Origin of the sequence: Massilia sp. Root351 (assembly GCF_001425045.1) — a bacterium.
Lineage (GTDB): Bacteria > Pseudomonadota > Gammaproteobacteria > Burkholderiales > Burkholderiaceae_D > Rugamonas.
The window spans coordinates 97933-122925 of record NZ_LMDJ01000003.1; the positions used below are offsets into that span (position 1 = coordinate 97933).

Below are 24993 nucleotides of genomic sequence, written 5' to 3' on the forward strand. Positions count from 1 at the left end.
TTCAACTAAATTCTGGGGGAACGACATTTTACACGCGTGCGTTACAGGTCCGCGAAAAGATCGCCCTGCTGCGGCTGGCGTGTTGCGGATTGGAGCAGGCCCGGATCGTCCATGCTGGACAGGGCGCTGATTTTCACGCCCAGCAGGCGCAGACGCTGGTCCAGCGGCACCCGCCGCAGGCATTCGCCGGCGGCGCGCCGAATGGCGGCCGCGTCGGCCGTGGGCGCCGGCAGGGTGACGTCGCGCGTCACCCGGCTGAAGTCCGAATAGCGCAGCTTGATGCCCACCGTGCGGCCCACGTAACGCTTGCGTTCCAGGTCTTCGCCCAGGCGCTGGCACAGGCGGGTGAAGATGTCGGACAGCGCCTCGCGGTCGTGCTTGGCGTGCAGGTCGCGCTCGAAGGTGGTTTCGCGGCTGATGGACTTGGGCTCGTGGCTGGTGACCACGGCGCGCTCGTCCAGCCCGTGCGCGATGCGCTTGAGCCAGGTGGCATAGTTCAGGCCGAAATGTTCCTGCAGCAGCGCGTCGTCGGCGGCGGCCACCTGGCCCACGGTGTCGATGCCGAGCGCGGCCAGCCGGGCGTCCGCCTTGGGACCGATGCCGTTGACCTTGCGCACCGCCAGCGGCCAGATGCGGGTGCGCACGTCGTCGTGCGAGACGACGGTCAGGCCGTTGGGCTTTTCCAGGTCGGAGCAGATCTTGGCCAGCAGCTTGTTGGGCGCGATGCCGATCGAGCAGGACAGGCCGGTGGCGTCCTTGACGGCCTGCTTGATGCGCAGCGCCAGTGCGCGCGTTTCCTCTTCATGTTCGCTCAGGTCGATGTAGATTTCATCGATGCCGCGGTCTTCGATATGGGGCGCGATCTCGGCCACGGCGGCCTTGAACAGGCGCGACAGGCGGCGGTAGGAATCGAAGTCGGTCGGCAGCAGCACCGCGTCCGGCGCCAGCGCGGCCGCTTTCATGGTGCCCATGGCGGAGAACACGCCGAGCGCGCGCGCCTCGTAGGTGGACGTGGTGACCACGCCCCGCCCCACGTAGTCGCGCAGGCGGGAGAACTTGCGGCTGCCGTCCGGCAGCAGCACCGGCTGGTGGCGCGAGCCGCCGCCGATCACCACCGGCTGGCCGCGCAGTTCCGGGTAGCGCAGCAGCTCCACGGACGCGTAGAACGCATCCATGTCGAGGTGGGCAATGCGGCGCGTTTCGGCCATGGCGGAGACAGGACGGGCAAGGACGGTGATTGTAATACTGTAATTATATACAGTATCCAGCGCCATTGCCATGACGGCCGGGTTTGTGTTTTCATGTGGTTCTCTTGCCAACTACTGAAAAGGCCGGACCACATGAAACGCGTACTGATGCTGTTGACCCTGGCGCTGTTGCCCTTCCTGTCCCACGCCGCCGCTCCTGCGGACCAGCAGGCGATCGAGCGGGCCGTGCGGGACTATATCGAATCGCAGCACAAGGCGGACCCCGCACTGATGGAGCGCGGGCTGGACCGGCAACTCGCCAAGCGGACTTACTGGCAAGCGGCGGATGGGACGGAATTCGTCATGCAGACGGATTACGAGACCATGCTGCAAGTAGCCAGGACTTACAACAAGGATGGCAACAAGTTTCCGCCCTCCCCGCGCGTGGACATCAAGATCCTGGACATCGACAAGCGCGTCGCCACGGTGAAACTGACGGCCGACGAGTGGATCGACTATATGCACCTGTACAAGAACCAGCGCAGCGAATGGAAAATCATCAACGTGCTGTGGCAGTACCACGATGAAAAGCGGCAGACCAGCCGCAAATAATTAAAACCAAACTCAAGCATGGCGCGCGCTAAAGCTGCGCAACCATTCCGCGCTCGCCTCGTCGGCCGGGAAGAAGGCTTCCAGCCGCAGTTCGTGCACGGTGACGTCGTGCGGCGTGCCCAGCGTGGTGATGGTGGTGAACAGGTTCAGCGCCACGCCGTCCTTGCGGATGGCGAGCGGCAGGAAGGGCAAGGCGCGGCGGTCGAAGTCGGGAGCCAGTCCGGCGGCGCCCGCGCCGGCAGCCCCGGGCCCGGCACCCGGCAGCGACAGCGTGCGCAGCTCGGACAGCAGCGTGCTGGCCTCGCTGCCGGGACCGTCGCTCATGGCTTCGCGCTGTATCCAGTGCAGCAGGTCGGCGCCGACCGCTTCCCAGTTCTGCAGATAGGGCCGCAGGCCGTCCGGCGCCAGCGTCAGCTTGAGCACGTTGATGCTGCCGTCGCGCGGGATCTGCGCCTGGTCCGGCATGCCGAGCAGCCATTTGAAGAAATGGTTGGCGGGCTCGTTGCTCATCACCAGGTTCCACAGCCGGTCCACCACCAGCGCCGGATACGGCGCCTGCTGGGCCAGCATGAAATCGAGCGCCCGCTTGACGGCGCGCAGCTCCGGGTCGTCCATCTTGCGCTCCTGGTAGGCCGGCGCGTACCCTGCCGCCAGCAGCATCACATTGCGTTCGCGCAGCGGGATGTCGAGCGCCATGCCCAGCTTCAGTATCATGTCGCGGCTCGGCTGCGAACGCCCGCTTTCCAGGAAACTGATGTGGCGCTGCGAAATGCCGCTCTCGGTGGCCAGCCGCAGCTGGCTGTGGCCGCGCTTGCCGCGCCAGTAGCGCAGCGCAGCCGCGAAGTCGCGGAAGTACTGGCCGGGTGCGGCGGCGCTCATGCGGGCTCCGAGATGAATTCGAGCAGGTCGCCGTTGACACGCCCCATGTGAGTCACGAACATGCCGTGCGGCGCGCCGTGGTACACCTCCAGCCGGGCATTGGGCAGCAGGGCCGCCGTGCGGCGCGCCGTCAGCTCCAGCGGCGCGCTGACGTCCAGGTCGCCGGCAATGAGCAGCACCGGCACGGCGATGCCGGGCAGTTCGGGGCGGAAGTCGGCTTCGGTCACGGCGCGGTTGCATTCGCGCAGCGCCAGCGCCGAGGTGCCCAGCGCCAGTTGCCGCAGCCAACCGGCGAGGGCGGGCGAGGTTGCCGGCGTCAGGAAGGGCGGCGTATTGTGGTCCAGCCATTGCGGGAAATCCTTGACCAGCAGCTCGTTGCGGAAGTAATCGAGCAGCGCGGGATCGAAGCCGTCCGGGTTGTCCGGCAGGCGCTGGACTACCGGCGTCATGGTGCCCAGCAGGGCCACGCGCCGCACCCGCGCGCTGCCGTGGCGGCTCAGGTAGCGCACGATTTCGTTGCAGCCCATGGAGTGGCCCACCAGCGTCACGCCGCGCAGGTCCAGCGCCTCGATCACGGCGGCGATGTCGCCGGCCAGCGTGTCGAAATCGTAGCCGCGTCCCGGATCGCTGGAGCGGCCATGGCCGCGCCGGTCGAAGGCCATCACGCGCAGCCCCTGGCTGTGCAGCGCCAGCATCTGATAATTCCAGGCGTCCGACGGCAGCGACCAGCCGCCGACGAACAGCACCGGCTCGCCGCCCGGCTGGTCCCAGTCGCGGTAGAACAGATCGGCGCCGTCGGCGGTGCGGATGAAACCGGGTGCGGCGATGCGGGGGGCGTCGGGCTGGCTCATGATGGTCTTCTTGTCTGGTCTGCGGGCTCAGGCCTGGTTCAGGAAGCCGGTGACCTTCACCAGCCGGCCATCGTCGCTGACGGTGGCCACGTCGGTGCCGCGCGCCACCGGCTTGGCGCCGGGCACGCCCAGCGACCAGGAGAAGCGCACCACGTCGTTGTGGCCGTCAGGCGTACCGTCCAGCACGAACCGCATGCCTGGGAAATGGCCTTGCGCCGCGCCTATCATGGCGTCGATGCCGGTGTGGCCGTCGCCGCGCATCATCGGGTCGAGGTAGCTGGCGTCCAGCGTGAAGGCGCAGGCCACTTTTGCGCGGCGGGCGGACGCGTCGCGCTCGTTCCAGGCGGACAGGTATTGTTCAGCGATGTGGGCTGGGTTGTGCATGGCGGTCTCCTGTGGGTTATGTCGCTATCGACAGAACCATTGTCCCGAAAGCTGCGCCGCGCGGCGATTACGTCCCAGGTAATCAAGACCGTTTCACCCCGGCCAGTACCACCACCCCGCCCAGCGCCAGGCTGGCCGCCACCAGGTAGATGCCGATGGCGGGGCTGCCGGTGGCGTCCTTCACCGCGCCCACCAGGTAGGGGCTGACGAAGCCGGCCAGGTTGCCCACCGAGTTGATCAGCGCAATGCCGGCCGCCGCCGCCGTGCCGCCCAGCATGCCGGTCGGCAGGCTCCAGAAGATGGGAAAGGTGCTCAGGATGCCGGCCGTGGCCACGCTCAGCGCCAGCATGGCCGGCCAGGTGTCGTGGCCGTACCAGGTGCATGCGGCGAGGCCGGCCGCGCCCAGGAAGGCGGCGGTGGCGGCGTGCCAGCGCCGCTCGCCGCTGCGGTCCGAGTGGCGCGCCGCCAGCACCATGGCCAGCGCCGCCACGCCGTAGGGGATGGCGGTCAGCAGGCCGACCTGGAACACGTCGTGCACGCCGGTGTTGCGCACCAGCTGCGGCAGCCAGAAGCTCACGCCGTACAAGCCCATCACGAACAGGAAGTAGACCAGCGCCAGCAGCCACACCTTGCCGCTGGCGAACAGTTGGCGCAGCGGCAGGCGCTGCTTGCCGCCGGCCTCCGCGCCGATGGCGCGCTCCAGGTACTGCTTCTCGTGCTCGCTGAGCCAGCGCGCGCTGCGGATGCCGTCGTCCAGGCGGAACAGCGTCCACACGCCCAGCAGCACTGACGGGATGCCCTCCAGCAAGAACAGCCATTGCCAGCCCTTCAGGCTGAGCTCGCCGTCGAAGGCGCGCATGATCCAGCCCGACAGCGGGCCGCCCACCACGCCGGCCACCGCCACCCCGCTCATGAACAGCGCCACGATGCGGGCGCGGCGTTCGGCCGGATACCAGTAGGTCAGGTACAGAATGATGCCGGGGAAGAAGCCGGCTTCCGCCACGCCCAGCAGGAAGCGCAGCACGTAGAAGCTGGCCGGCGTGGTGGCGAACATCAGCGCGGCCGAGATCAGGCCCCAGCTGATCATGATGCGGGCGATCCAGATGCGCGCGCCCACTTTCGCCATCAGCAGGTTGGAGGGCAGCTCGAACAGGAAGTAACCGATGAAGAAGATGCCGGCCCCCAGGCCGTACACGGTGTCCGAATACTGCAGGTCGGCCTGCATGCCCAGCTTGGCGAAGCCGACGTTGACGCGGTCCAGGTAGGCCGCCACGTAGCACAGGAACAGGAAGGGAACCAGGCGCAGGCTGACCTTGCCGTACAGGGTGTCGGGAGCGATTTTATCCATGGGTAATGATTGCACACTCCGTGCTGTTGCGTGCACTGAGTCCGTGTAGAATCATTGCACAAATAACCATAAAGGAGTGACCTTGAAACTGTCCCGCATCCTGCCGGCGTGCGCGCTTGCCGCTACCCCGGCCTTTGCAGCAGACGTGGCCCCCGTTGCCGCCAAAACCCAATGGCAGGAAACGCGCCACGGCGAAGTCGTGACCGACGACTACCGCTGGCTGCAAAAGAAGGAAGACCCGGCCGTTATCGCCTACCTGAACGCCGAGAACACGTACACCGACGCGGCCACTGCCGCCAGCAAGCCGCTGGCGGACAAGCTGTACGCGGAAATCAAGGGCAGGATGCAGGACGTGGACCTGTCGGTGCCTACGCGGCGCGGCAACTACTACTACTATTCGCGCACCGAGGCGGGCAAGCAGTACCCGCTCAATTGCCGCCGCCGCGCCGGCGCCAATATGGCTTACGACGACAAGGCGCCGGAAGAAATCCTGCTGGACCAGAACCAGATGGCGCAGGGCAAGAAGTTCTTCGCGGTGGGCGCCATCGTGGTCAGCCCGGACGAGCGCCTGATGGCCTACACCACGGACGTGACCGGCTTCCGCCAGTACGAGATGCGCGTCAAGGACCTGAAGACCGGCAAGCTGCTGCCGGCCAGCATGCCGCGCACCACGTCGATCGCCTGGGCCAGCGACAACAAGACCCTGTTCGTGACCCAGGAAGACGCCACCACCAAGCGCTCGGACCGCCTGTTCAGCCTGGCCGCCGGCGGCGGTGCGCCGCTACAGCGCTACCACGAGCCGGTGGAGCAGTTCGCGGTGTACGTGAACCGCGACCGCGACGGCAAGCACCTGGTGCTGACCATGCGCGCCACCGACACCGCCGAGGTGCGGCTGCTGGACGCTGCCAAGCCGAACGGGACTTTCCGCGCCGTGCTGCCGCGCCAGAAGGGCCACCGCTACAGCGTGACGCACCGCGACGGCCGGCTCTACATCCGCACCGACAAGGACGCCCCTAACTTCCGCATCGTGACGGCCCCGCTGGCCGCGCCGCAGCCGAAGAACTGGGTCGAGCTGGTGCCGCATGACAAGGACGTGCTGGTCAGCTCGGCCGACGTGTTCAAGACCCACCTGGTGGTGACGGAGAAGACGCGCGCGCTGAACCGCATCCGCCTGTACAGCTTCGCCGCCAGGACGTGGCAGACGGTGCAGTTCGAGGATCCGGTGTACACGGCCGACAGCGCCGGCACGCCGGACTACACGGCCGGCCAGTTCCGCGTGTCTTACCAGTCGCCGCTGACCCCGCCGCAAGTGCTGGACGTGGACATGAACAGCGGCAAGCGCACCCTGCTCAAGCAGCAAGAGGTGGTGGGCGGCTTCGACTTCAGCCAGTACGAAAGCCGCCGCCTGTGGGCGCCGGCGCGCGACGGCGTGCAGGTGCCGCTGTGGATCGTCTACAAAAAGGGCACGCCGCTGGACGGCAAGGCGCCGCTGCTGCTGTACGGCTATGGCTCCTACGGTGCACCGAACGACGCGCGCTTCTCGCTGGCGCGCCTGAGCCTGCTCGAACGCGGCGTCATCTACGCCGGCGCGCAGATTCGCGGCGGCAACGACATGGGCGAGGACTGGCACAAGGACGGCATGCTGATGAAGAAGAAGAACACCTTCACCGACTTCATCGACAGCGCCGACTACCTGGTGCGCGAACAATGGACCAGCCCGGAGCGCCTGGTGATCGACGGCCGCAGCGCCGGCGGCCTGCTGATGGGCGCGGTGCTCAATATGCGCCCCGGGCTGTTCCGCGCCGCGCACGTGGGCGTGCCCTTCGTGGACGTGATGAACACCATGATGGACGCCAGCCTGCCGCTGACCACCGGCGAATACCTGGAATGGGGCGACCCGAACCAGAAGGCGGCCTACGACTACATGCGCAGCTACTCGCCGTACGACAACATCGAGCGCAAAGCCTACCCGTCCATGCTGGTGACCACCGGCCTGAACGACAGCCAGGTGATGTACTGGGAGCCGGCCAAGTACGTGGCCAAGCTGCGCGCGCACAAGACCGACGCCAACCCGCTGCTGCTCAAAACCAATATGGGCGCCGGCCACGGCGGCGCTTCCGGACGCTACAACGCCATCGGCGAAACCGCATTCCTGCAGGCCTGGATGCTGTCGCAATGGGGCATCACGCAGTAAGGCATAAAAAAAATCTTGCGCAACAAGAATGGGGCGTCTATAATTCGGCCTCCTTCAGACGTAGTGACACACGTCGAAGTGTTCCAGATGGGCGCTTAGCTCAGTTGGTAGAGCGGAGCCCTTACAAGGCTTAGGTCGGGAGTTCGAGCCTCTCAGCGCCCACCATCTAAAGAACACGGATAAATGAAGCCCAGTTGCGAAAGCACGGAGCGGTAGTTCAGTTGGTTAGAATACCGGCCTGTCACGCCGGGGGTCGCGGGTTCGAGTCCCGTCCGCTCCGCCAGTTTGAGTAGTAAAACGATATGCTGACACATATCGAGCATGGTCCAGATGGGCGCTTAGCTCAGTTGGTAGAGCGGAGCCCTTACAAGGCTTAGGTCGGGAGTTCGAGCCTCTCAGCGCCCACCATCCCGGACATGCACCACCAGTTGCGCAAGCAACGGAGCGGTAGTTCAGTTGGTTAGAATACCGGCCTGTCACGCCGGGGGTCGCGGGTTCGAGTCCCGTCCGCTCCGCCAGCTATACTGAGAAAGGCCTGATTCGTCAGGCCTTTTTCTATTTCGGAAGCAAAACATGGTTCATCCCTATTTGCAATTCCGCCTGCGCATGGCGCGCCACGGCTTGCGGCAATTTCTTGCCAGCCTGGCCAATTCCCTTGAAATCACGCTGCTCGGCTTCGGCCCGGTGCTGCTCGGCCTGGCCGCCGCCATCGCCCTGCCCGGCATGCTGGCCGTCACCCTGCGCTGGCCCGCCATGCTGGCCATCCTGGCCGCTCAAGCGCTGTTCGCCGCGCTGCCGGCGGTGCTGCTGCGCCAGCGCCTGCACCCGGCCGACGCCGTGGCCTGGGCCCGTCCGCTGCCCGTGCCGCCGGCACTGGGCTGGAGCGCCGACGCGCTGGCCGCAGGCCTGATCGCTGGACCGCTGACCGGACTGTACGCGGTGTCTGCCAGTATTTGGCTGTTCCAGTGGCCGGACTGGCTGCGCCCGGTGGCGCCGCAAGCCATCGCCGCCACCGCGCTGTCGCTGCTGCTGGGCTGGGCGCTGGCCACACTGGCGCTGGCCCGGCGCCGCCTGCGCCCTGCCCTCGCCGCGCCGCTTTTCCCACGCCGCGCCCGCAAGAGGCACCACGCAGTAACACTTGCCGCCGCAGGCAGCGCCGGGACGGGGCCTGCCGGCGCGGGAACGGCTGCGCCGGGCTACGCGCCGCGCCCCTTGCGGCCGCTGCTGCCCGCGCTATGGCATCGGCTGTTCTGGCTGCCGTTCTGGCGTGCCGAGAACCGCGTCGGCGTGCAGCAATGCCTGCTGCTGGCCAGCGCGCTGGGCTGCACCGCCGCGTGGCTGCTCGGGCCCGGCCTGGGCCTGCCGTTGCCCGGCGCGGCCATGGGTGGCCTGGCCTCCGCCATGCTGATCCTGCTGACCGACCGTGGCGACAAGGCGGTGCGCGAACAGGCCGCCCGGCTGCGTCCGATACTGGCGCCGTGGCCGCTGGACGCCGCAGCGCTGCTGCTGTGCGCCCGCCTGTTCACCCTGCTGCCCGCCGCCGCTGTGCTGGCCGCCTTTGCCGCGCTGGCCTTCGGCGCGCCGGGCGCCCCCGCAGCAATGACAGCCGCACCAGACGCAGCAACGCCCGCAGCGGCAGCCGGCCCTGGCTCCCGGGCGGCGCTGGTGTGGCTGGCCACGGCCGGCACGGCCTGCGGCGCCATCGTGGCGCTCAATCCGGGACCGCGCGGCCGCGTGGTGCTGGTGGTGCTGTCCATCCTGATCCTGACCGCCATAGGAAGCGAATTCTGATGCTGCACATCGAAAGCCTGGACTTCGAATACGCCGCCCGGCCCCTGTTCCGCCAGCTGAGCCTGCGTCTCGGCGCCGGCATCACCTGGCTGCGCGGCGAAAACGGCACCGGCAAGACCACGCTGCTGAAACTGGCAGCAGGCGCGCTGCAGCCGCACGCGGGCACGATAGCCCTGGCGCCGCCCGGCAGCGGCGCTGGCCCCGCCATCGGCAGCGCCGCCCAGCCGCTGGCCTACCGCCTGCAAAGCTACTACTGCGGCGGCGACACGCCCGAGCTGCCCTGGCTTACCGTGCGCGAACTGCTGGACCTGCACGTGGCGCTGTATCCGGCCACCGACGCGGCCCTGCTGGAGGCCGAACTGCGCGCCTTCCGCCTGCTCATCGCGCTGGACCAGCCGGTCACCACGCTGTCGCTGGGCCAGCACAGGAAGATGCAGCTGAGCCTGGCCCTGGCGCTGCCGGTGGCGCTGCTGCTGATCGACGAGCCCTTCAACGGACTGGACGCGGCCGCCGTCGACTACCTGCGCGCCCAGCTGGCCGATCCGGCCCGCCTGGCGCGCCAGTGCATCGTGCTGACCAGCCATGTGGAACCGGGCGTGCCGCTGGCGCAAACGGTCGAGTTGTGATTCCTTAGCAACAAGAGCGGGCGCCCCAAGCCGCGGAATGCGCGGCCGGCCGGGAAACCGGCGACAATGATGTTGCTTTGCACAAAACCTCCACGGAGCACCCCGATGTTCGGCTTCCTCAAGACCCAAACCCTGTCCCCGCGCCTGCACCGCCTGAAGCAGTCGGCGCTGTTCGCCTCGCTCACTCCGCTGGAGCTGAAAATCGTCGACGACATGCTGCACGAGCGGCGCTACCTGTCCGGCGAAATCATTTTCGACCAGGGCGAGGAAGGCCAGGCGCTGTACCTGGTGACGGCCGGCCGCGTGATCATCACGCGCGCGCTGGACCACAGCGCGGAAGTGGTGGCCGAGGTGGGTCCCGGCTCCTTCTTCGGCGACCTGGCCCTGCTCGACAACTCGCCGCGCAACGCCCAGGCGCGCGCGCTCGACAACTGTGAGGTGGCGGTGTTCTTCCGCGCCGACTTCATGGGGCTGATGGAAACCGACGCCGTGATCGGCTACAAGATCTCGCTCGCGCTGGCGCGCCATATCGCGCACCGGCTGCGCGAATGGATGTCGGGCCGGCCGCAGATCGAGGCGCTGTGATGCACGACTACGCGGGCAGTGCCCAGCAGGCGTCCGGGCCGGTGGTCTGGAGCGGCATCATCGCGGCCACCTGCGCCCTGCTGCTGGTGCTGCAGCACATGCTGTGGCTGGCAATCCCCTTTCTGCTGGCCATCATCCTGTACTACCTGCTGCTGCCGCCCATGCAGCGCCTGCTGCGCCTGGGCATGAGCCAGGGCGCGGCCGCGCTGCTGGTGGGCGGCTGTTTCACGGTGGCGGTGGCGCTGGGCGCGCTGGCGCTGAACCTGTGGCTGCCGGCGCCGTCCGTATCGTGGCAGGACATGCTGGCGCGCTACGTGGGCGGCGGGCTCGATTTCGTGCGCGGCCTGCTGCGCGCGCTGGAGGACAAGTTCCCGCTGCTGCGCGACATGCACCTGAGCCAGGTGGTCGACGCCCAGTTCGCCGCCTACATGGAAGACTTCATGCAAAGCCACCTGACGGCCATCGTGGTGTCGGTGGCGGGCTGGCTGCCGGCGCTGCTGCTGGCGCCCTTCCTGACCTTCTTCTTCCTGCGCGACGGCCACCTGTTCAAGAAATTCCTGGCGCGCGCGGTGCCGAACGCCTTCTTCGAGCGGACGCTGTGCCTGCTGCACGAGGTGGACCAGACCGCGCATGCCTACTTCCAGGGCATGCTCAAGCTCACCGTGCTGGACACGGCGGTGCTGGCCTTCGGCCTGTGGGCCATCGGCGTGTCCTCGCCGGTGATGCTGGGGCTGATCGCCGCGGTGCTGGCCTGGGTGCCCTACGTGGGCTCCATCGTCGGCTGCTGCATGGTGGTGATGGTGGCGTCGACCGACGCGCCGGGGGCGCCGCTGGTGGCCTACAGCGCGATCGGCGTGTTCATCCTGGTGCGGCTGCTGGACGATTTCGTGTTCATGCCGCTGACCCTGGGGCGCAGCCTGCACATGCATCCCCTGATCACGGTGCTGATGATTTTTATCGGCGGCTCGGTGGCCGGGGTGGCGGGGCTGATGCTGGTGCTGCCCTTGCTGGGCGTGGTGATGGTGGTGGGCGAAACGCTGGGCAGGCTGATCACCAACCCGCGTTTGCGCGCCCGCCACCGCAACGCCAAGGCGCTGCGGGAAAAACAGGCCAGCGCGGACCTGGCGGTGTAGCGAAGGCCGGGGCCAGTCCCGGCGGCACGGCCCCAGGGTTGAGCGCTGGACTCAGGCTGCAACCGCGACCGGCGCCGCCACGACTTCTTCCTCGTCGCCGGAGCGGATCAGGTGGTCGAAGGCCGACAGGGCCGCCTTCGCACCTTCGCCGGTGGCGATGATGATCTGCTTGTACGGCACCGTGGTCACGTCGCCGGCGGCGAACACGCCGGGGATCGAGGTCTGGCCGCGCGCGTCCACTTCGATCTCGCCGTGCTTGGACAGGCTGACCGTGCCTTTCAGCCACTCGGTGTTGGGCACCAGGCCGATCTGCACGAACACGCCTTCCAGCTCCACTTTCTTCGCTTCGCCGCTGACGCGGTCGTTGTAGCTCAGGCCGTTGACGATCTTGCCGTCGCCGTGGATCTCGGTGGTGTGCGCCGAGACGATCACGGTCACGTTCGGCAGGCTGCGCAGCTTGCGCTGCAGCACCGCGTCGGCCCGCAGTTCGGCGCCGAACTCGATCAAGGTCACGTGCTTGACCAGGCCGGCCAGGTCGATCGCCGCTTCCACGCCGGAGTTGCCGCCGCCGATCACCGCCACGCGCTTGCCCTTGAACAGCGGGCCGTCGCAGTGCGGGCAGTAGGCCACGCCGTGGTTGCGGTATTCCTTCTCGCCCGGCACGTTGATCTCGCGCCAGCGGGCGCCGGTGGCCAGGATCACGGTTTTGCTCTTCAGCACGGCGCCGCTGGCGGTGGTCACTTCCACCAGCTTGCCCGGCGTCAGCTGGGCGGCGCGCTGGGTGTTCATGATGTCGACGTCGTAGGCTTTCACGTGCTGCTCCAGCGCCACGGCGAATTTCGGGCCGTCCGTTTCGGTGACCGAGATGAAGTTCTCGATCGCCAGCGTGTCCAGCACCTGACCGCCGAAGCGTTCCGACACCACGCCGGTCTTGATGCCTTTGCGGGCCGCGTAGATGGCCGCTGCCGCGCCGGCGGGGCCGCCGCCGACGATCAGCACGTCGAACACGTCTTTCTTGCTCAGTTCGGCCGCCTGGCGCGCGCCGGCATTGGTGTCCAGCTTGGCGAGGATCTCTTCCACGCTGCTGCGGCCCTGGCCGAAGTGCTGGCCGTTCAGGAACATCATCGGCACGGCCATGATCTGGCGTTCCTCGACTTCTTTCGGGAACACGCCGCCGTCGATGGTGGTGACCTTGATGCGCGGGTTGATGACCGACATCGCGTTCAGCGCCTGCACCACCTCGGGGCAGTTGTGGCAGGTCAGCGAGATGAAGGTTTCGAAGTGGAAATCGCCGTCCAGGTTGCGGATCTGTTCGATCACCGCCTCGTCGAACTTGATGGTGTGGCCGCCCACTTGCAGCAGCGCCAGCACCAGCGAGGTGAATTCATGGCCCATCGGGATGCCGGCGAAGGTCACGGCGATATCGGTCCCGGGGCGGGTAATGGCGAACGACGGTTTGCGCACGTCGCCATCGGTCTTTTCGACCAGGGTAATCTTGTCGCTCAGCACGACGATGTCGGCGAGCAGGGCCTGCATTTCGCGGGCTTTGGCGGAATCATCCAGCGTCGCAACGATCTCAATCGGCTGCACGACCTTTTCCAAATAGGTTTTCAACTGGGTTTTGAGGGTTGCGTCCAACATGGTGTTTTCCTTTTTTTTCGGTTGGCGCCGGGCAAATGCGCCGGCGCCTTACTACTCAATACAAGCTAATGCTTAGATCTTGCCGACCAGGTCCAGCGACGGGGTCAGGGTGGCAGCGCCTTCGGTCCACTTGGCCGGGCAAACCTGGCCTGGGTGCTCGGCCACGTATTTGGCGGCCTTGACTTTGCGCAGCAGTTCGGACGCGTCGCGGCCGATGCCGTTGTCGTGCACTTCCATCACTTTGATCTGGCCTTCAGGATTGATGACGAAGGTGCCGCGCAGTGCCAGGCCTTCTTCTTCGATCATCACTTCGAAATTGCGCGACAGGGTGCCGGTTGGGTCGCCGATCAGCGGGTAGTTCACTTTCTTGATCGCGTCCGAGGTGTCGTGCCATGCTTTGTGGGCGAAGTGGGTGTCGGTCGAGATGCCGTACACGTCCACGCCCAGTTTGGCGAATTCAGGCTGGAAATCGGCCAGGTCTTCCAGTTCGGTTGGGCACACGAAGGTGAAGTCGGCTGGGTAGAACATGAAGACGGACCACTTGCCCTTCAGCGATTCTTCGCTCAGGTCAATGAACTTGCCATTGTGGTAAGCGGTTGCCTTGAATGGTTTTACTTGGGTGTTAATGAGAGACATTGTGGTTTCCTCGTGAGGTTGTGTATCAATGAGATGCCAGTTTAGGGCTTTTGCAACCATTTGAAAAATTGATTGTTCCAATTGTTTCAATTGGCTTTAACTATCGGCGAACAAGGCCGAAGCCCTATTATCCCCGTTCCGGGGCCGCAGCGTTATTGACTGGTCACGATTGCCGTATCGGCACTGCTGCGCAGCAGCGCGTCGAATTCGGTGGCCGGCATGGGGCGGGCGAACAGGTAGCCCTGGCCGTAGTCGCAGCCGGCGGCGGCCAGCAGGTCGCGCTGCTCGGGGGTTTCCACGCCTTCGGCGATGACGTGCAGGCCGAGCTTGTGGGCCATGACGATGATGGCGTCCGACAGCGCCATGTCGCTCGAGTCCGGCGCCAGGTTGCGGGTGAAGCTGCGGTCGATCTTCAGGTAGTCGATGTCGAACTTCTTCAGGTAGGACAGCGAGCAGTAGCCGGTGCCGAAGTCGTCCAGCGCCACCTGGATGCCGCCGTCGCGCAGTTGCAGCAGCTGGTCGACCACGCTGCTGCTGGCGTCCAGCAGCAGCCCTTCGGTGATCTCGATGACCACCGCCTGCCCCGGCAGGCCGAGCTCGCCCAGCAGCGCCAGCCAGGCCTGGTAGCCGCCGTCGCGCTGGAACTCCAGCGGCGACTGGTTCACGCTGAGCTGGAAGGCGGGATCGATCTCGCTGCGCCAGCGCCGCAGCCAGCGCACTGCTTCGCGGAACACCCAGGCGCCGATTTCAATGATCAGCCCGCTCGCTTCGGCCAGCGGGATGAATTCCATCGGGCTGACCAGGCCGCGCACCGGGTGGCGCCAGCGCACCAGCGCCTCGGCCTTGTGGATGCGGCCGCTCCGCAGGTGCACGATGGGCTGGAAATACAGTTCCAGCTGCTGGCCCTTGACGGCGCCGCGCAGATCGTTGGTCAGCCGCATGCGGTTCAGCGCGGCCACCTGCAGCGCCGGCGTGAAATAGCTGAAGCGGTTGCGGCCGGCGTCCTTGGCGGCGTACATGGCCTGGTCGGCGTGCTTGAGCAGATCCTCGATCGAGGCGGCGTCGTCCGGGAACAGGGTGATGCCGATGCTGGCCGACACGAAGGCCTGCTCCGCGCCCAGCGGGAAGGGCGCGCGCAGGCTGTCGAGTATGGTCTGGGCGATGGTTTCCACCCGGCCCAGGCCGGCAGCATCGAGCTCGCTGAGGATGACGGTAAACTCGTCGCCGCCCAGGCGCGCCACGGTGTCGCACTCGCGCACGCAGGCGCCGATGCGGTGCGCCGCGTCCACCAGCAGCACGTCGCCCTGGTGATGGCCCAGGGTGTCGTTGACTTCCTTGAAATGGTCCAGGTCGATGAACAGGATGGCCACCCGGCTGCCGTCGCGCCGGCTCTTGACGATGGCCTGCTCGAGCCGGTTCTGGAACATGCGCCGGTTCGGCAGCTGGGTCAGGGTGTCGAAATTGGCCTGCTGCCACACCAGCGCCTCGGTCTGCTTCTTGTCGGTGATGTCTTCGATCATGCACAGGTGGTGCGCCTTGCTGCCCGCGTCCAGCGTGGTGATGGAGGCGTCCACCCACACCACCGAGCCGTTCGGGCGCAGCAGGCGCTTGGCCAGCTTGAAGCCGGCGATCTGCTGCGCCTGCAGCCGCGCCACCTGCTCCTGCTCGGGCGCCACGTCGTCCGGGTGGCTGATGTCGCGCCAGCTGCTGGCTTTCATCTCGGCCAGCGTGCGGCCGGCGATTTCCAGGTAGCGCGGGTTGATGTCGCGGAACTGGCCGCTGGCGGTGTCGATCAGCGCGATGCCCATGGGAGCGGCCTCGAACATGGTGCGGAAGCGCGCCTCGCCCTTGCGGATGGCCTCCTGCGCGCGCCGCCGCTCGCGCGCCAGCAAGGCCACGTGCACGCCGGCGCCCAGCACCAGCAGCGCGCCGCCGGCCGCCAGCACGCGGTACAGCCAGGCCAGCGCGCGGCCGCTGTCGGCCTGGTACAGGAAGCCGTCGAAGCTGGCGCCGCGCGGCAGCATGCCCAGGTCGGTGTACACGTCGGCGATGTGCTGCCAGCGGTCCGGGTTCATATAGCCCACTTCCACCAGCACCGGCTGCACCAGCGGCACCATGGCGCGCGCCTCGTACAGCAGGTGGCGGCGGTCGTTGCGGCGCGAATACTTGTTCAAGATCAGGTCGGCGATTTCGTCGTGCCGGCTCATCGCGTACTGCCAGCCGCGCATGCTGGCGGCGCGGAAAGCCTTGACCCGCTCCGGGTGGTCCCTGATTTCCTGCTCGCTGGTAAACAGGTTGTCGCCGTAAAAGTCGATGCCGGCGTTGCGCGGGCTGTAGATGTCGTAGGGAAAACCGGCGCGGTCCAGCAGGTCCGGCTCATTGGTGGTGAAGATGGACATGGCGTCCACCTTGCCGGTAATCAGGTCGTCCGGATTGTAGCTGTGTTCCAGGCGCCGCAGGCCGGACGGCTGTATGCCTTCCTTGCGCAGGTAGGCCATCAGCTCGTCGCCCTGGCTCAGGTCGTTCGACAGCGTACCTATCATCACGCGCTTGCCGGCCACGCGGTGCACGTCCGGCGCGGCCGTGCCTTGCGCCATCACCAGCGCATAGGGCGAATGCTGGAACACCACGCCCAGCACCACCACCGGCTTGCCCTTCAGGCGCGCCAGCAGCAGGCTGCTGTCGCCCACGCCGTACTGGGCCTTGCCGGCCAGCACGGCGCGCTCCGGCTCATTGCCGTCGGCCCCTTCCAGGATGCGCACGTCCAGTCCGGCCTCGCGGTAGTAGCCCTGCTCCAGCGCCGCGTAATAGCCGGCGAACTGGAACTGGTGGCTATGCTTGAGCTGCAGCACCACCTTCTCCTGGGCCTGCGCCGGCCAGGCCAGCACCAGCGCCAGCCCGGCCAGCAGCGCCAGCCGCCGCAGGCCGGCCGGCGCGCGCGCCGGCGGCAAAAACGGCAAAGGCAGCGGCCAACAGCGCGGCGGGCGGGGCTGCAAGCGCGGCAAGGCGGCTCCGGTCCTGTGGCGCCGCTACGTTACTGCACCACCAGCACGGGCACGCGCTGGTCGGTGTTCTGGCCGTTGCCCAGCTGGCCGTCGGCGTTCAGGCCCCAGGTCCACAGCGTGTTGTCGAGCATCATGCCGATACTGTGCTGGCCGCCGGCCGCCACCGAGGTCCAGCCGGTGGAAGTGCCGATCTGCACCGGCGCGGTCTGGTCGAGCAGGGTGTTGTTGCCGATCTGGCCGTTGCTGTTGGAGCCCCAGGTCCACAGCGTGCCGTCGGTGCGGATGGCCACGGTGTGCTTCAGGCCGGCCGACACGGCGGACCAGTTGTTGGCGTTGCCCGCCAAGACCACCTGCACCGGCACGGCCGACTTGGTGGTGCTGCTCAAGCCCAGCTGGCCGCTGAGGTTGTCGCCCCAGGTCCACAGCGTGCCCTCGGTGCGGATGGCGGCCGAATGGCTGCCGCCGGCCGAGATGCTGGCCCAGCTCTGGGTGCCGACCTGCACCGGCGCGTTGACGTCGGCGCCGGTGGCGTCGCCGTTGCCGAGCTGGCCGCTGGCGTTGCCGCCCCAGGCCCACAGCGTGCCGTCGCTGCGGCGACCCAGCGAATGGGTGTCGCCGGCCGCCACGGCGGTCCAGGTGGCGGTGCCGGCCACGGTGATCTTCACCGGCGCCAGGCGCGGCAGCACGGTGGCGTCGCCCAGCTGGCCGTTGAAGTTGCGGCCCCAGGCCCACAGCGCGCCCTTGTCGTCGATGCCCAGGCTGTGCGCCTTGCCGGCCGCCACGTAGAGCCACTTGCCGGTGCCGATCTTGGTCGGCACCAGCTTGTCGACCGAGGTGCCGTCGCCCAGCTGGCCGTTCTGGTTGAAGCCCCAGGCCCACAGCGTACCGTCGGCGCGCAGCGCCAGGGTATGGAATTCGCCGGCGGCGATCTGGCGCCAGGTGGTGTTGGCGCCGGCCACCACGGCGGGCTTGTTGCGGCCGATGGTGGTGTTGTCGCCCAGCTGGCCTTGCAGGTTGCTGCCCCAGGCGTGCAGGTTGCCATCCAGGTGGCGCGCCACATTGTGGCGGCCGCCGGCGGCCACCGCCGCCCACTGGCCCTTGACCGTGACGCTGGTGGCGCCGCTGACGGCGCCCACCGCGGCGGTCACGGTGTCGGTGCCCAGCGTCTTCGCGGTAACCGTGCCGTCCGCCGCCACGCTCAGCGCGGGGCCTTTGACGGTCCAGGTGACGCCGGTGGTGAGGGCGCTCACCTTGCCGTCCGAGTAGGTGCCGGTGGCCACCATTTTCTGGGTGGCGCCGATGGACAGGGTGGGATTGGCCGGCGTGACCGCGATCGACACCACGGTCGGCGCCGCAGGCGTGGTGGGGGTGGCGGGGGCGTCGTCGCCGCCGCCGCCGCAGGCGGCCAGCAGCGCCAGCACGGGCACCAGGAACAGGGATTTCAGCTTGAGGGTCATTTTCATTTTCATCCAGTCGATGTCGCGAACGCAGGGCGCGAGTCAACCACTAGTGTAGCCGCATCCTGCGCTCTGCGATCCAGGGAACTGGCGTGAATTATCGTGCTTTTAAGAAAGATGGGCAAAGAAAACAACAACACCGCCCGTGGGCGGTGTCGAGATGGCGGGAAGGCTGGCCTATTTGCGGCCGCGCGGGGCGCCGCCGGCCGCACGCGCACCCTTGGCGGGAGCGGCGGCCGGCTTGGCTTTCACCTTGATGGTGTCGAGGATGGAGGCGCGCACCTTGGTTTCCACGGTGTCGCGCGCGGTGAGCGAACCGGTCAGCGCGTTGGCGCGGCCGCCGCGGCCCGCCGGCGCCGCCACGGCGGCCCGGCCGCCGCGCGTGCCCGGCACGCCGGGTACGCCGGCCGCGGCGCGCGGCTTGGCGCCCGGCGCGGCCATCGGCATGGCGCGCTTGCCTTCCGGCGCCGCCTTCAGGTTTTCCTCGCCGGCGCTCCACGGCGGGATCAGGTGCTTCTCGCCGTTGCCGATCAGGTCGCCGCGTCCCATCTTCACCAGCGCTTCGCGCAGGATGGGCCAGTTTTCCGGGTCGTAATAGCGCAGGAAGGCCTTGTGCGCCTTGCGCACCTTGCCGCTGCGCGCGGTCTCCACCACTTCCGAATCCTCGGTAACCTTCTTCAGCGGGTTCTTGCGCGAGTGGTACATGGTGGTCGCCATGGCCATCGGGGTCGGCATGAAGGTCTGCACCTGGTCCAGCTTGAAGTTGTTCTTTTTCAGCCACAGCGCCAGGTTCAGCATGTCCTCGTCGGTGGTGCCGGGGTGCGCCGCGATGAAGTAGGGAATCAGGTACTGCTTCTTGCCCGCCTCCAGCGAGAACTTCTCGAACATGGCCTTGAACTCGTCATAGGCGCCGATGCCCGGCTTCATCATCTTGCTCAGCACGTTCGATTCGGTGTGCTCGGGGGCGATCTTGAGCAGGCCGCCCACGTGGTGGGTCACCAGTTCCTTGACGTACTCGGGCGAGCGCACCGCCAGGTCGTAGCGCAGGCCGGAGCCGATCAGGATCTTCTTCACGCCGGGTATGGCGCGCGCCTTGCGGTACAGCTGGATCAGCTTGCTGTGGTCGGTGCCCAGGTTGACGCAGATCGACGGGTACACGCAGGACAGGCGGCGGCACGATTCCTCGATCTTCTTGTCCTTGCAGGCCAGGCGGTACATATTCGCCGTGGGGCCGCCCAGGTCCGAGATGGTGCCGGTGAAGCCCTTGGTCTTGTCGCGGATGTGTTCGATCTCGCGCAGGATCGACGGCTCGGAGCGGCTCTGGATGATGCGGCCCTCGTGCTCGGTGATCGAGCAGAAGGTGCAGCCGCCGAAGCAGCCGCGCATGATGTTGACCGAGAAACGTATCATTTCCCAGGCCGGGATGTGGGCCTTGCCGTAGCTCGGGTGCGGCGCGCGCGCGTAGTTCATGTCGTACACGCCGTCCATCTCGTCCATGGCCAGCGGCAGCGGCGGGGGATTGATCCACACGTCGCGCTCGCCGTGCGCCTGCACCAGCGCGCGCGCGTTGCCGGGGTTCGATTCCAGGTGGAACACGCGCGAGGCGTGCGCGTACATCACCGGGTCGTCCTTCACCACTTCATAGGCCGGCAGGCGCACCACGGTGCGCATGTGCTGCTCGCGCAGCATCTGCTGGCGCTCTTCGCGCGTCATGATGCGGATCGGCTTGACCACTTCCGGCGCGCTGGCGGCATTCTCCGTGGCGCAGGCGGCCTTGTCTTCCTTGGCCATGGCGTACGGGTCCGGGTGGGCGTCCACCTTGCCGGGCACGTCCACGCGGCTGCTGTTTTGCACGCCCCAGTCGTCGCCCGGCAGCCAGCCCTGCGGCACCATGAAGGCGGTGCCGCGCAAGTCCTTGATGTCCTTGATGGGCTCGCCCGCGTTGAGGCGGTGCGTCAGGTCCACCAGCGCGCGCTCGGCATTGCCGAAGATCAGCAGGTCGGCCTTGGAGTCCGGCAACACCGAGCGGCGCACCTTGTCCGACCAGTAGTCGTAATGGGCGATGCGGCGCAGCGACGCCTCGATGCTGCCGATCACCACCGGCACGTCCGGATAGGCTTCGCGGGCGCGCTGCGAGTAGACGGTGACGGCGCGGTCCGGGCGCTTGTTCGGCTCGGCGTTCGCGGTGTAGGCGTCGTCCGAACGGATCTTGCGGTCCGAGGTGTAGCGGTTGACCATGGAATCCATATTGCCGGCCGTGATGCCCCAGTACAGGCGCGGCTTGCCCAGCGCGCGGAAGGCGTCGGCCGAGTGCCAGTCCGGCTGGCTGATGATGCCGACCTTGTAGCCCTGCGCTTCCAGCAGGCGGCCGACCAGGGCCATGCCGAAGCTCGGATGGTCGATATAGGCGTCGCCCGTGACGAGGATGACGTCGCACTGGTCCCAGCCCAGGGCGTCCATTTCGGCGCGGGACATGGGCAGGAAAGGCGCAGTGGCAGCGCGGGCAGACCGCTTGGGGACGGTCGCAAATAAATTGGTGGGGGTCATAGGGACGGGATTGTACCGGAAATGCGCGCCCTCTGCTCAAGCGATAGGCACAATCAATTGGAAATTCTTTTAATTTTCAATAACTTGTGAAGGATGATCAAGTATGCCGCCGGGACAAGAATGCGGCGATTTGCATTGCCTTTGCTGTCATTTTTGCTATAACGAGAAGAACAACCCTCCAGGAGAACACCATGCGACGCCGCCTCTACTTCATGCTTCCCGATGTACCCAGCGCCCGCGCCATGCTGGACGAAATGCTGCTGGCCCGGATAGAAGAACGCCACATGAAATTCATGGCCAAGGAAGGCGCTTTGCCCGACGACATGCCGGACTGCAGCTTCCTGCAGCGCACCGACCTGGTCCACGGCGCACAGCTGGGCACCATCATCGGCGGCATCGTGGGCCTGGCTGCGGGCATATTCCTGACCATGGTCTCGTTCGACGGCCTGACCCTGCGCACTGCGGCCATCCTGCTGGTGGCGCTGGGCGGGGCCCTGTTCGGCGCCTGGGCTTCCGGCATGAATGCGGCGGCCGTGCCGAACAAGAAACTGGAAAAGTTTGCCCCCGCCATCGAGCGCGGGCAGGTATTGATGATCGTGGACGTGCCGCCCCGGCGCGTGCAGGAGATCGAGGAGATGATCGCCAAGCGGCATCCCGAAATCAGCTTTGGCGGTATTGAACCGCCTATGCTGGCGTTTCCGTAACGCTGGCTGCCCGGGAGCCGGCCCTAGCGAGGCCGGCGGCCCCGGGTCCGGTTTGGCAGGCAGCAGGGCGGTGGCGGCGCTTCGGCGCCGTCAGCGTTTTCCGCCGCCATGACTGCGCCGCTCCACTTAAATGCCCATATTGCCCAGGATGCGGCCCAGCTCGCGCAGGGCCGGCTCCAGCGTGGGATGCTTGACAGCGAATTTCGCCGAGATTTCCTGCGTGCGCTCGGCCAGCCCGTAGGTGGTGGTGTCCTCGCCGCCCATGCCCGCCTCCTGCTGCGCCACGCGGCGCTCCAGCAATTGCTTGATATCGCCGTCCAGCTGCGCCAGCAAGTCCAGCAGCTCCTCATCCACCGGACCGGGCGCGCTGGCCAGTTCGGTGTGCAGGGTCTTCAACGATGCCTTCAGATTGCTGTCCATAGTCCCGCCCCCTTTGTAATCGCCATAGTGAATTTATACACCCAATTGCCGCAGCCAGCTATGACCTGGCGCTACGCAGCCATTCGGCATACGCGCAGGCGGGAAACGCGTCGGCAAAGCCGGCGCGCAGCGTAGCGAGCGACGGCCAGTCGCGCGACAGGCCGTCGATCTGCTCGACGCTGACGGAATTGACGTGGTCCATCATGTTCAGTTCACCCAACTCGCCGAGCGTGAAGATGTCGGCCAGCTCTTCCAGTTCGGCCTGGCCCAGCGCGCGCAGCGGTCCCGGCGCGATGCCGAGCACCAGGTCCACCATGCCGTCGGCGGCCCGCATCTGCCAGCCCATCAGTTCGCCGTCGATGGCCAGCACCTCGTCGCCGGCCTGCGCTTCCAGGTAGATCGGCCCGTCGCGCGGCGGCACGCCGAGGCCGATTTCCCAGCCCTCGCCGGCCAGCGGCAGCAGCCCCGACGCGGCGGCACGCTCGCGGAACTCGGGCGCGTTGCGCACCGACAAGCTCAGGCGCAGCAGCGCGCTGTTGGCCGGGTCCGGCGCCAGCACCCAGCCCAGGTCCGGGTAGGGCGCCAGCGCCTCGCTGACCAGGCCGACGAAGCCCTCCTGGTCCAGGTGGTCCAGCTGGCCCATCGCCTGCGCCAGCTTGTTCAGCAATTGCTCCATCATGTCTCCCCCTATGCACGCGGCGGTGCTCATGGCGACATCATAGCAACAAGCGGGCGCCGGCCGGGCTTACTTGCCGCTCAGGCCGCGGCGGTCCAGCAGCGGCTCGATCCTGGCATCGCGGCCGCGGAAGTTGCGGAACAGGTCGAGCGCGTCCGCCGTGCCGCCGCGCGACAGCAGCGTCTTGCGGAACCAGTCGCCGTTCTTGCGCTGCAGGCCGCCGTTTTCCTTGAACCATTCCACGGTGTCGGCGTCCAGCTTTTCGCTCCACAGGTAGGCGTAGTAGCCGGCCGCGTAGCCGCCCGAGAAGGTGTGCGAGAAGTAGGTGGTGCGGTAGCGCGGCGGCACCGGCGCGTAATCGATGCCGGCATCCTTCAGCGCGGCCGCTTCGAAGGCCAGCACGTCGCTCGGGATCTGGGCGGCTGTCAGCTGGTGCCAGCGCTGGTCCACCAGCGACGACGCCAGGTATTCGGTGGTGGCGAAGCCCTGGTTGAATTTCTTCGACGCGGCCACTTTTTCCAGCAATTCTTTCGGCATCGGCTCGCCGGTCTTGTAGTGGCGCGCGTAGTTGGCCAGCACTTCGGGCTGCACCATCCACATTTCGTTCACTTGCGACGGGTATTCGACGAAGTCGCGCGGCACGCTGGTGCCGGAGAAGCGCGGGTACTTCACATTGGAGAACATGCCGTGCAGCGCGTGGCCGAATTCGTGGAAGGTGGTCTTCACTTCGTCCACGGTCAGCAGCGTGGGCTCGCCAGCCGGCGGCTTGGGAATGTTCAGGTGGTTGGCCACCACCGACCTGGTGCCCATCAGCGCCGATTGCGACACGTACTCATTCATCCAGGCGCCGCCCTGCTTGGACGGGCGCGCGTACATGTCGGCCAGGAAGATGGCCAGCTGCTTGCCGTCGGCGTCGAACACGTCGTACACCTTGACGTCCGGATGGTAGAGCGGCAAGTCCTTGCGCTCCTTGAACGACAGGCCGTACAGCTTGTTGGCGGCGAAGAACACGCCTTTCTCCAGCACATTGGTCAGCTCGAAGTAGGGCTTGAGCTGGTTGCCGTCGAAGCTGAAGCGCTGGGCGCGCACCTTGTCGGTGTAGTAGGACCAGTCGGCCGCGCCGATCTGCAGCCCGGCTTTTTCCGCGTCGGCCACCGCTTGCAGGTCGGCCGCTTCCTTGCGCGCGTTGGTGACGGCCGGCTTGGCCAGCTCGGCCAGCAGCGTGTTGACGGCGCCGGTGGACTTGGCGGTCTGGTCTTCCAGCGAATAGGCCGCGTAGTTCGGGTAGCCCAGCAGCACGGCCTTGTCGGCGCGCAGCTTGGCGATCTTCAGCACGTTGGCGCGGTTGTCGAACTCGCCGCCGTGGCTGCCGCGCGCCAGCGACAGGTCCATCATGCGCTTGCGGGTGGCCGGATTGGTCAGCACGGCCAGCGGCGCCTGGCCGGTGGTGTTGATCAGGGCGACGGCGAACTTGCCGTCCTGGCCGCGCGCCTTGGCGGCGGCCGCTGCCGCGTCGATGGCCGCTTCGGACATGCCGGCCAGCTCGGCGCGGGTGTCGACCACCAGCGCGCTGGCGTTGATTTCCTTCAACACGTTCTGCTGGAAGGCGGTCTGCAGCGTGGCCAGCTCGCCGTTCAGCACTTTCAGCTTTTCCTTGTCGGCGGCGGACAGTTTGGCGCCGGCGCGCACGAAGTCGGTGTGGTAGCGCTCCAGCAGGTGCTTCGATTCGGCGTCCAGGCCCAGCTTGGCACGCTTGTCGTACAGCGATTTCACACGCGCGTACAGCTTGGCGTTCAGGTAGATGGCGTCGTTGTGCGCGGCCAGCTTGGGCGACATCTCGGTGTCGATCGCGTCCAGCTGGGCGTTGGTGTTGGCGCCCTGCAGGTTGCTGAAGGTGGTGGCCACGCGGGTCAGCAGCTGGCCGGAACGCTCCATGGCGACGATGGTGTTGTCGAAGCTGGCCGGCTTGGCGCTATGGGCGATGGCCTCGATCTCCTTCAGCTGCTGCGCCATGCCTTCGGCAAACGCGGGCGCGAAGTGCTCGTCCTTGATCAGGTCGAACTGCGGGTAGTGCAAAGGCAGCGGGCTGAGCCTGAAGAAGGGATTGCCCGCCTGGGCGGCGGCCGCAGTCGCGGCAGCAGGAGCGGCGGCGCTTTGCGCGGCGTACGCGAACGGGGTCAGCGCCAGGCCGAGGCTGGCTGCGAGGACGAGCATCTGAGGACGGGACATAGCATCTTTCTAAGTGGGCCAAGGACTACCCTGCAACAAGCTGTCAACCGGCGGCAGGACGGAAGCCGCTGATGATAGCAGGCAGTCT

The 24993-nt window shown here is 67.0% G+C and carries 20 protein-coding genes and 4 tRNA genes; 11 read left to right on the plus strand and 13 right to left on the minus strand.

What is annotated here, in order from left to right; translation table 11 throughout:
- Window positions 1–41: 41 nt before the first annotated feature.
- Window positions 42–1208, minus strand: a complete 1167-nt coding sequence (gene dinB / locus ASD15_RS06730) for a DNA polymerase IV (protein WP_057154061.1) — start codon at window positions 1206–1208, stop codon at window positions 42–44.
- A 132-nt stretch (window positions 1209–1340) separates the two neighbouring features.
- On the opposite strand from dinB, the gene ASD15_RS06735 reads away from it, so the two are divergent.
- The gene (locus ASD15_RS06735; RefSeq protein WP_057154063.1) at window positions 1341–1799 is read left to right on the plus strand and encodes a nuclear transport factor 2 family protein; all 459 of its coding nucleotides are present in this window, start codon (window positions 1341–1343) and stop codon (window positions 1797–1799) included.
- A 12-nt stretch (window positions 1800–1811) separates the two neighbouring features.
- Here ASD15_RS06735 and ASD15_RS06740 read toward each other — a convergent pair whose 3' ends face one another.
- From ASD15_RS06740 to ASD15_RS06755, 4 genes are all read right to left on the minus strand, one after another.
- Window positions 1812–2678: a helix-turn-helix domain-containing protein gene (locus ASD15_RS06740; RefSeq protein ID WP_057154065.1), complete on the minus strand. Its 867-nt coding sequence runs from the start codon at window positions 2676–2678 to the stop codon at window positions 1812–1814.
- On the minus strand, window positions 2675–3529 hold the full coding sequence (locus tag ASD15_RS06745; protein ID WP_057154067.1) for an alpha/beta fold hydrolase: 855 nt from the start codon (window positions 3527–3529) through the stop codon (window positions 2675–2677). The genes ASD15_RS06740 and ASD15_RS06745 overlap by 4 nt, the downstream gene beginning before the upstream one ends.
- A gap of 27 nt (window positions 3530–3556) precedes the next feature.
- Window positions 3557–3913 (minus strand): nuclear transport factor 2 family protein, encoded by a 357-nt coding sequence (locus ASD15_RS06750; protein ID WP_057154069.1) that lies wholly within the window; start codon window positions 3911–3913, stop codon window positions 3557–3559.
- 82 nt (window positions 3914–3995) lie between these two features.
- Window positions 3996–5261 carry an MFS transporter gene (locus ASD15_RS06755; RefSeq protein WP_057154071.1) on the minus strand — a complete coding sequence of 422 codons (1266 nt, stop codon included), beginning with the start codon at window positions 5259–5261 and terminating at the stop codon, window positions 3996–3998.
- A gap of 76 nt (window positions 5262–5337) precedes the next feature.
- On the opposite strand from ASD15_RS06755, the gene ASD15_RS06760 reads away from it, so the two are divergent.
- From ASD15_RS06760 to ASD15_RS06800, 9 genes are all read left to right on the plus strand, one after another.
- Window positions 5338–7455 carry a S9 family peptidase gene (locus ASD15_RS06760; protein WP_229418092.1) on the plus strand — a complete coding sequence of 706 codons (2118 nt, stop codon included), beginning with the start codon at window positions 5338–5340 and terminating at the stop codon, window positions 7453–7455.
- A gap of 89 nt (window positions 7456–7544) precedes the next feature.
- A tRNA-Val gene (locus tag ASD15_RS06765) sits at window positions 7545–7620 on the plus strand.
- A gap of 41 nt (window positions 7621–7661) precedes the next feature.
- A tRNA-Asp gene (locus ASD15_RS06770) sits at window positions 7662–7738 on the plus strand.
- Between the two features lie 49 nt (window positions 7739–7787).
- Window positions 7788–7863: transfer RNA gene (locus tag ASD15_RS06775), tRNA-Val, on the plus strand.
- 33 nt (window positions 7864–7896) lie between these two features.
- Window positions 7897–7973: transfer RNA gene (locus tag ASD15_RS06780), tRNA-Asp, on the plus strand.
- A gap of 55 nt (window positions 7974–8028) precedes the next feature.
- Window positions 8029–9246, plus strand: a complete 1218-nt coding sequence (locus ASD15_RS06785) for a hypothetical protein (protein WP_229418093.1) — start codon at window positions 8029–8031, stop codon at window positions 9244–9246.
- Window positions 9246–9872 carry an ATP-binding cassette domain-containing protein gene (locus tag ASD15_RS06790; protein WP_057154075.1) on the plus strand — a complete coding sequence of 209 codons (627 nt, stop codon included), beginning with the start codon at window positions 9246–9248 and terminating at the stop codon, window positions 9870–9872. Before ASD15_RS06785 ends, ASD15_RS06790 begins: the two co-directional genes overlap by 1 nt.
- Before the next feature lie 105 nt (window positions 9873–9977).
- Window positions 9978–10457 carry a cyclic nucleotide-binding domain-containing protein gene (locus ASD15_RS06795; protein ID WP_057154077.1) on the plus strand — a complete coding sequence of 160 codons (480 nt, stop codon included), beginning with the start codon at window positions 9978–9980 and terminating at the stop codon, window positions 10455–10457.
- Entirely contained in the window at window positions 10457–11590 is a 1134-nt protein-coding gene (locus ASD15_RS06800) for an AI-2E family transporter (RefSeq protein WP_057154078.1), read from the plus strand. The genes ASD15_RS06795 and ASD15_RS06800 overlap by 1 nt, the downstream gene beginning before the upstream one ends.
- A gap of 51 nt (window positions 11591–11641) precedes the next feature.
- Here ASD15_RS06800 and ahpF read toward each other — a convergent pair whose 3' ends face one another.
- The 5 genes from ahpF to ASD15_RS06825 all read right to left on the minus strand — a co-directional run bounded on the left by ahpF (window position 11642) and on the right by ASD15_RS06825 (window position 20804).
- Window positions 11642–13231, minus strand: a complete 1590-nt coding sequence (gene ahpF, locus ASD15_RS06805) for an alkyl hydroperoxide reductase subunit F (protein WP_057154080.1) — start codon at window positions 13229–13231, stop codon at window positions 11642–11644.
- Between the two features lie 72 nt (window positions 13232–13303).
- On the minus strand, window positions 13304–13867 hold the full coding sequence (ahpC, locus tag ASD15_RS06810; RefSeq protein ID WP_056399876.1) for an alkyl hydroperoxide reductase subunit C: 564 nt from the start codon (window positions 13865–13867) through the stop codon (window positions 13304–13306).
- Between the two features lie 152 nt (window positions 13868–14019).
- Window positions 14020–16827, minus strand: a complete 2808-nt coding sequence (locus ASD15_RS06815) for an EAL domain-containing protein (protein ID WP_057154082.1) — start codon at window positions 16825–16827, stop codon at window positions 14020–14022.
- A 74-nt stretch (window positions 16828–16901) separates the two neighbouring features.
- Window positions 16902–18335 (minus strand): Ig-like domain-containing protein, encoded by a 1434-nt coding sequence (locus tag ASD15_RS06820; protein ID WP_082551638.1) that lies wholly within the window; start codon window positions 18333–18335, stop codon window positions 16902–16904.
- Window positions 18336–18506: 171 nt separating this feature from the next.
- Window positions 18507–20804 (minus strand): YgiQ family radical SAM protein, encoded by a 2298-nt coding sequence (locus ASD15_RS06825; RefSeq protein ID WP_057154086.1) that lies wholly within the window; start codon window positions 20802–20804, stop codon window positions 18507–18509.
- 263 nt (window positions 20805–21067) lie between these two features.
- Between ASD15_RS06825 and ASD15_RS06830 the strand changes: the two genes are divergently transcribed.
- Window positions 21068–21580, plus strand: a complete 513-nt coding sequence (locus ASD15_RS06830) for a hypothetical protein (protein WP_057154088.1) — start codon at window positions 21068–21070, stop codon at window positions 21578–21580.
- Between the two features lie 126 nt (window positions 21581–21706).
- On the opposite strand, the gene ASD15_RS06835 is transcribed toward ASD15_RS06830, so the two are convergent.
- The 3 genes from ASD15_RS06835 to ASD15_RS06845 are packed head-to-tail and all read right to left on the minus strand — an operon-like array spanning window position 21707 to window position 24905.
- Window positions 21707–22000 carry a DUF4404 family protein gene (locus ASD15_RS06835; RefSeq protein WP_057154090.1) on the minus strand — a complete coding sequence of 98 codons (294 nt, stop codon included), beginning with the start codon at window positions 21998–22000 and terminating at the stop codon, window positions 21707–21709.
- A gap of 58 nt (window positions 22001–22058) precedes the next feature.
- Window positions 22059–22709 (minus strand): hypothetical protein, encoded by a 651-nt coding sequence (locus tag ASD15_RS06840; protein ID WP_157200848.1) that lies wholly within the window; start codon window positions 22707–22709, stop codon window positions 22059–22061.
- Between the two features lie 36 nt (window positions 22710–22745).
- Window positions 22746–24905, minus strand: coding sequence for a M3 family metallopeptidase (locus ASD15_RS06845; protein ID WP_229418094.1), 2160 nt, complete (start codon window positions 24903–24905; stop codon window positions 22746–22748).
- Window positions 24906–24993 lie beyond the last annotated feature (88 nt).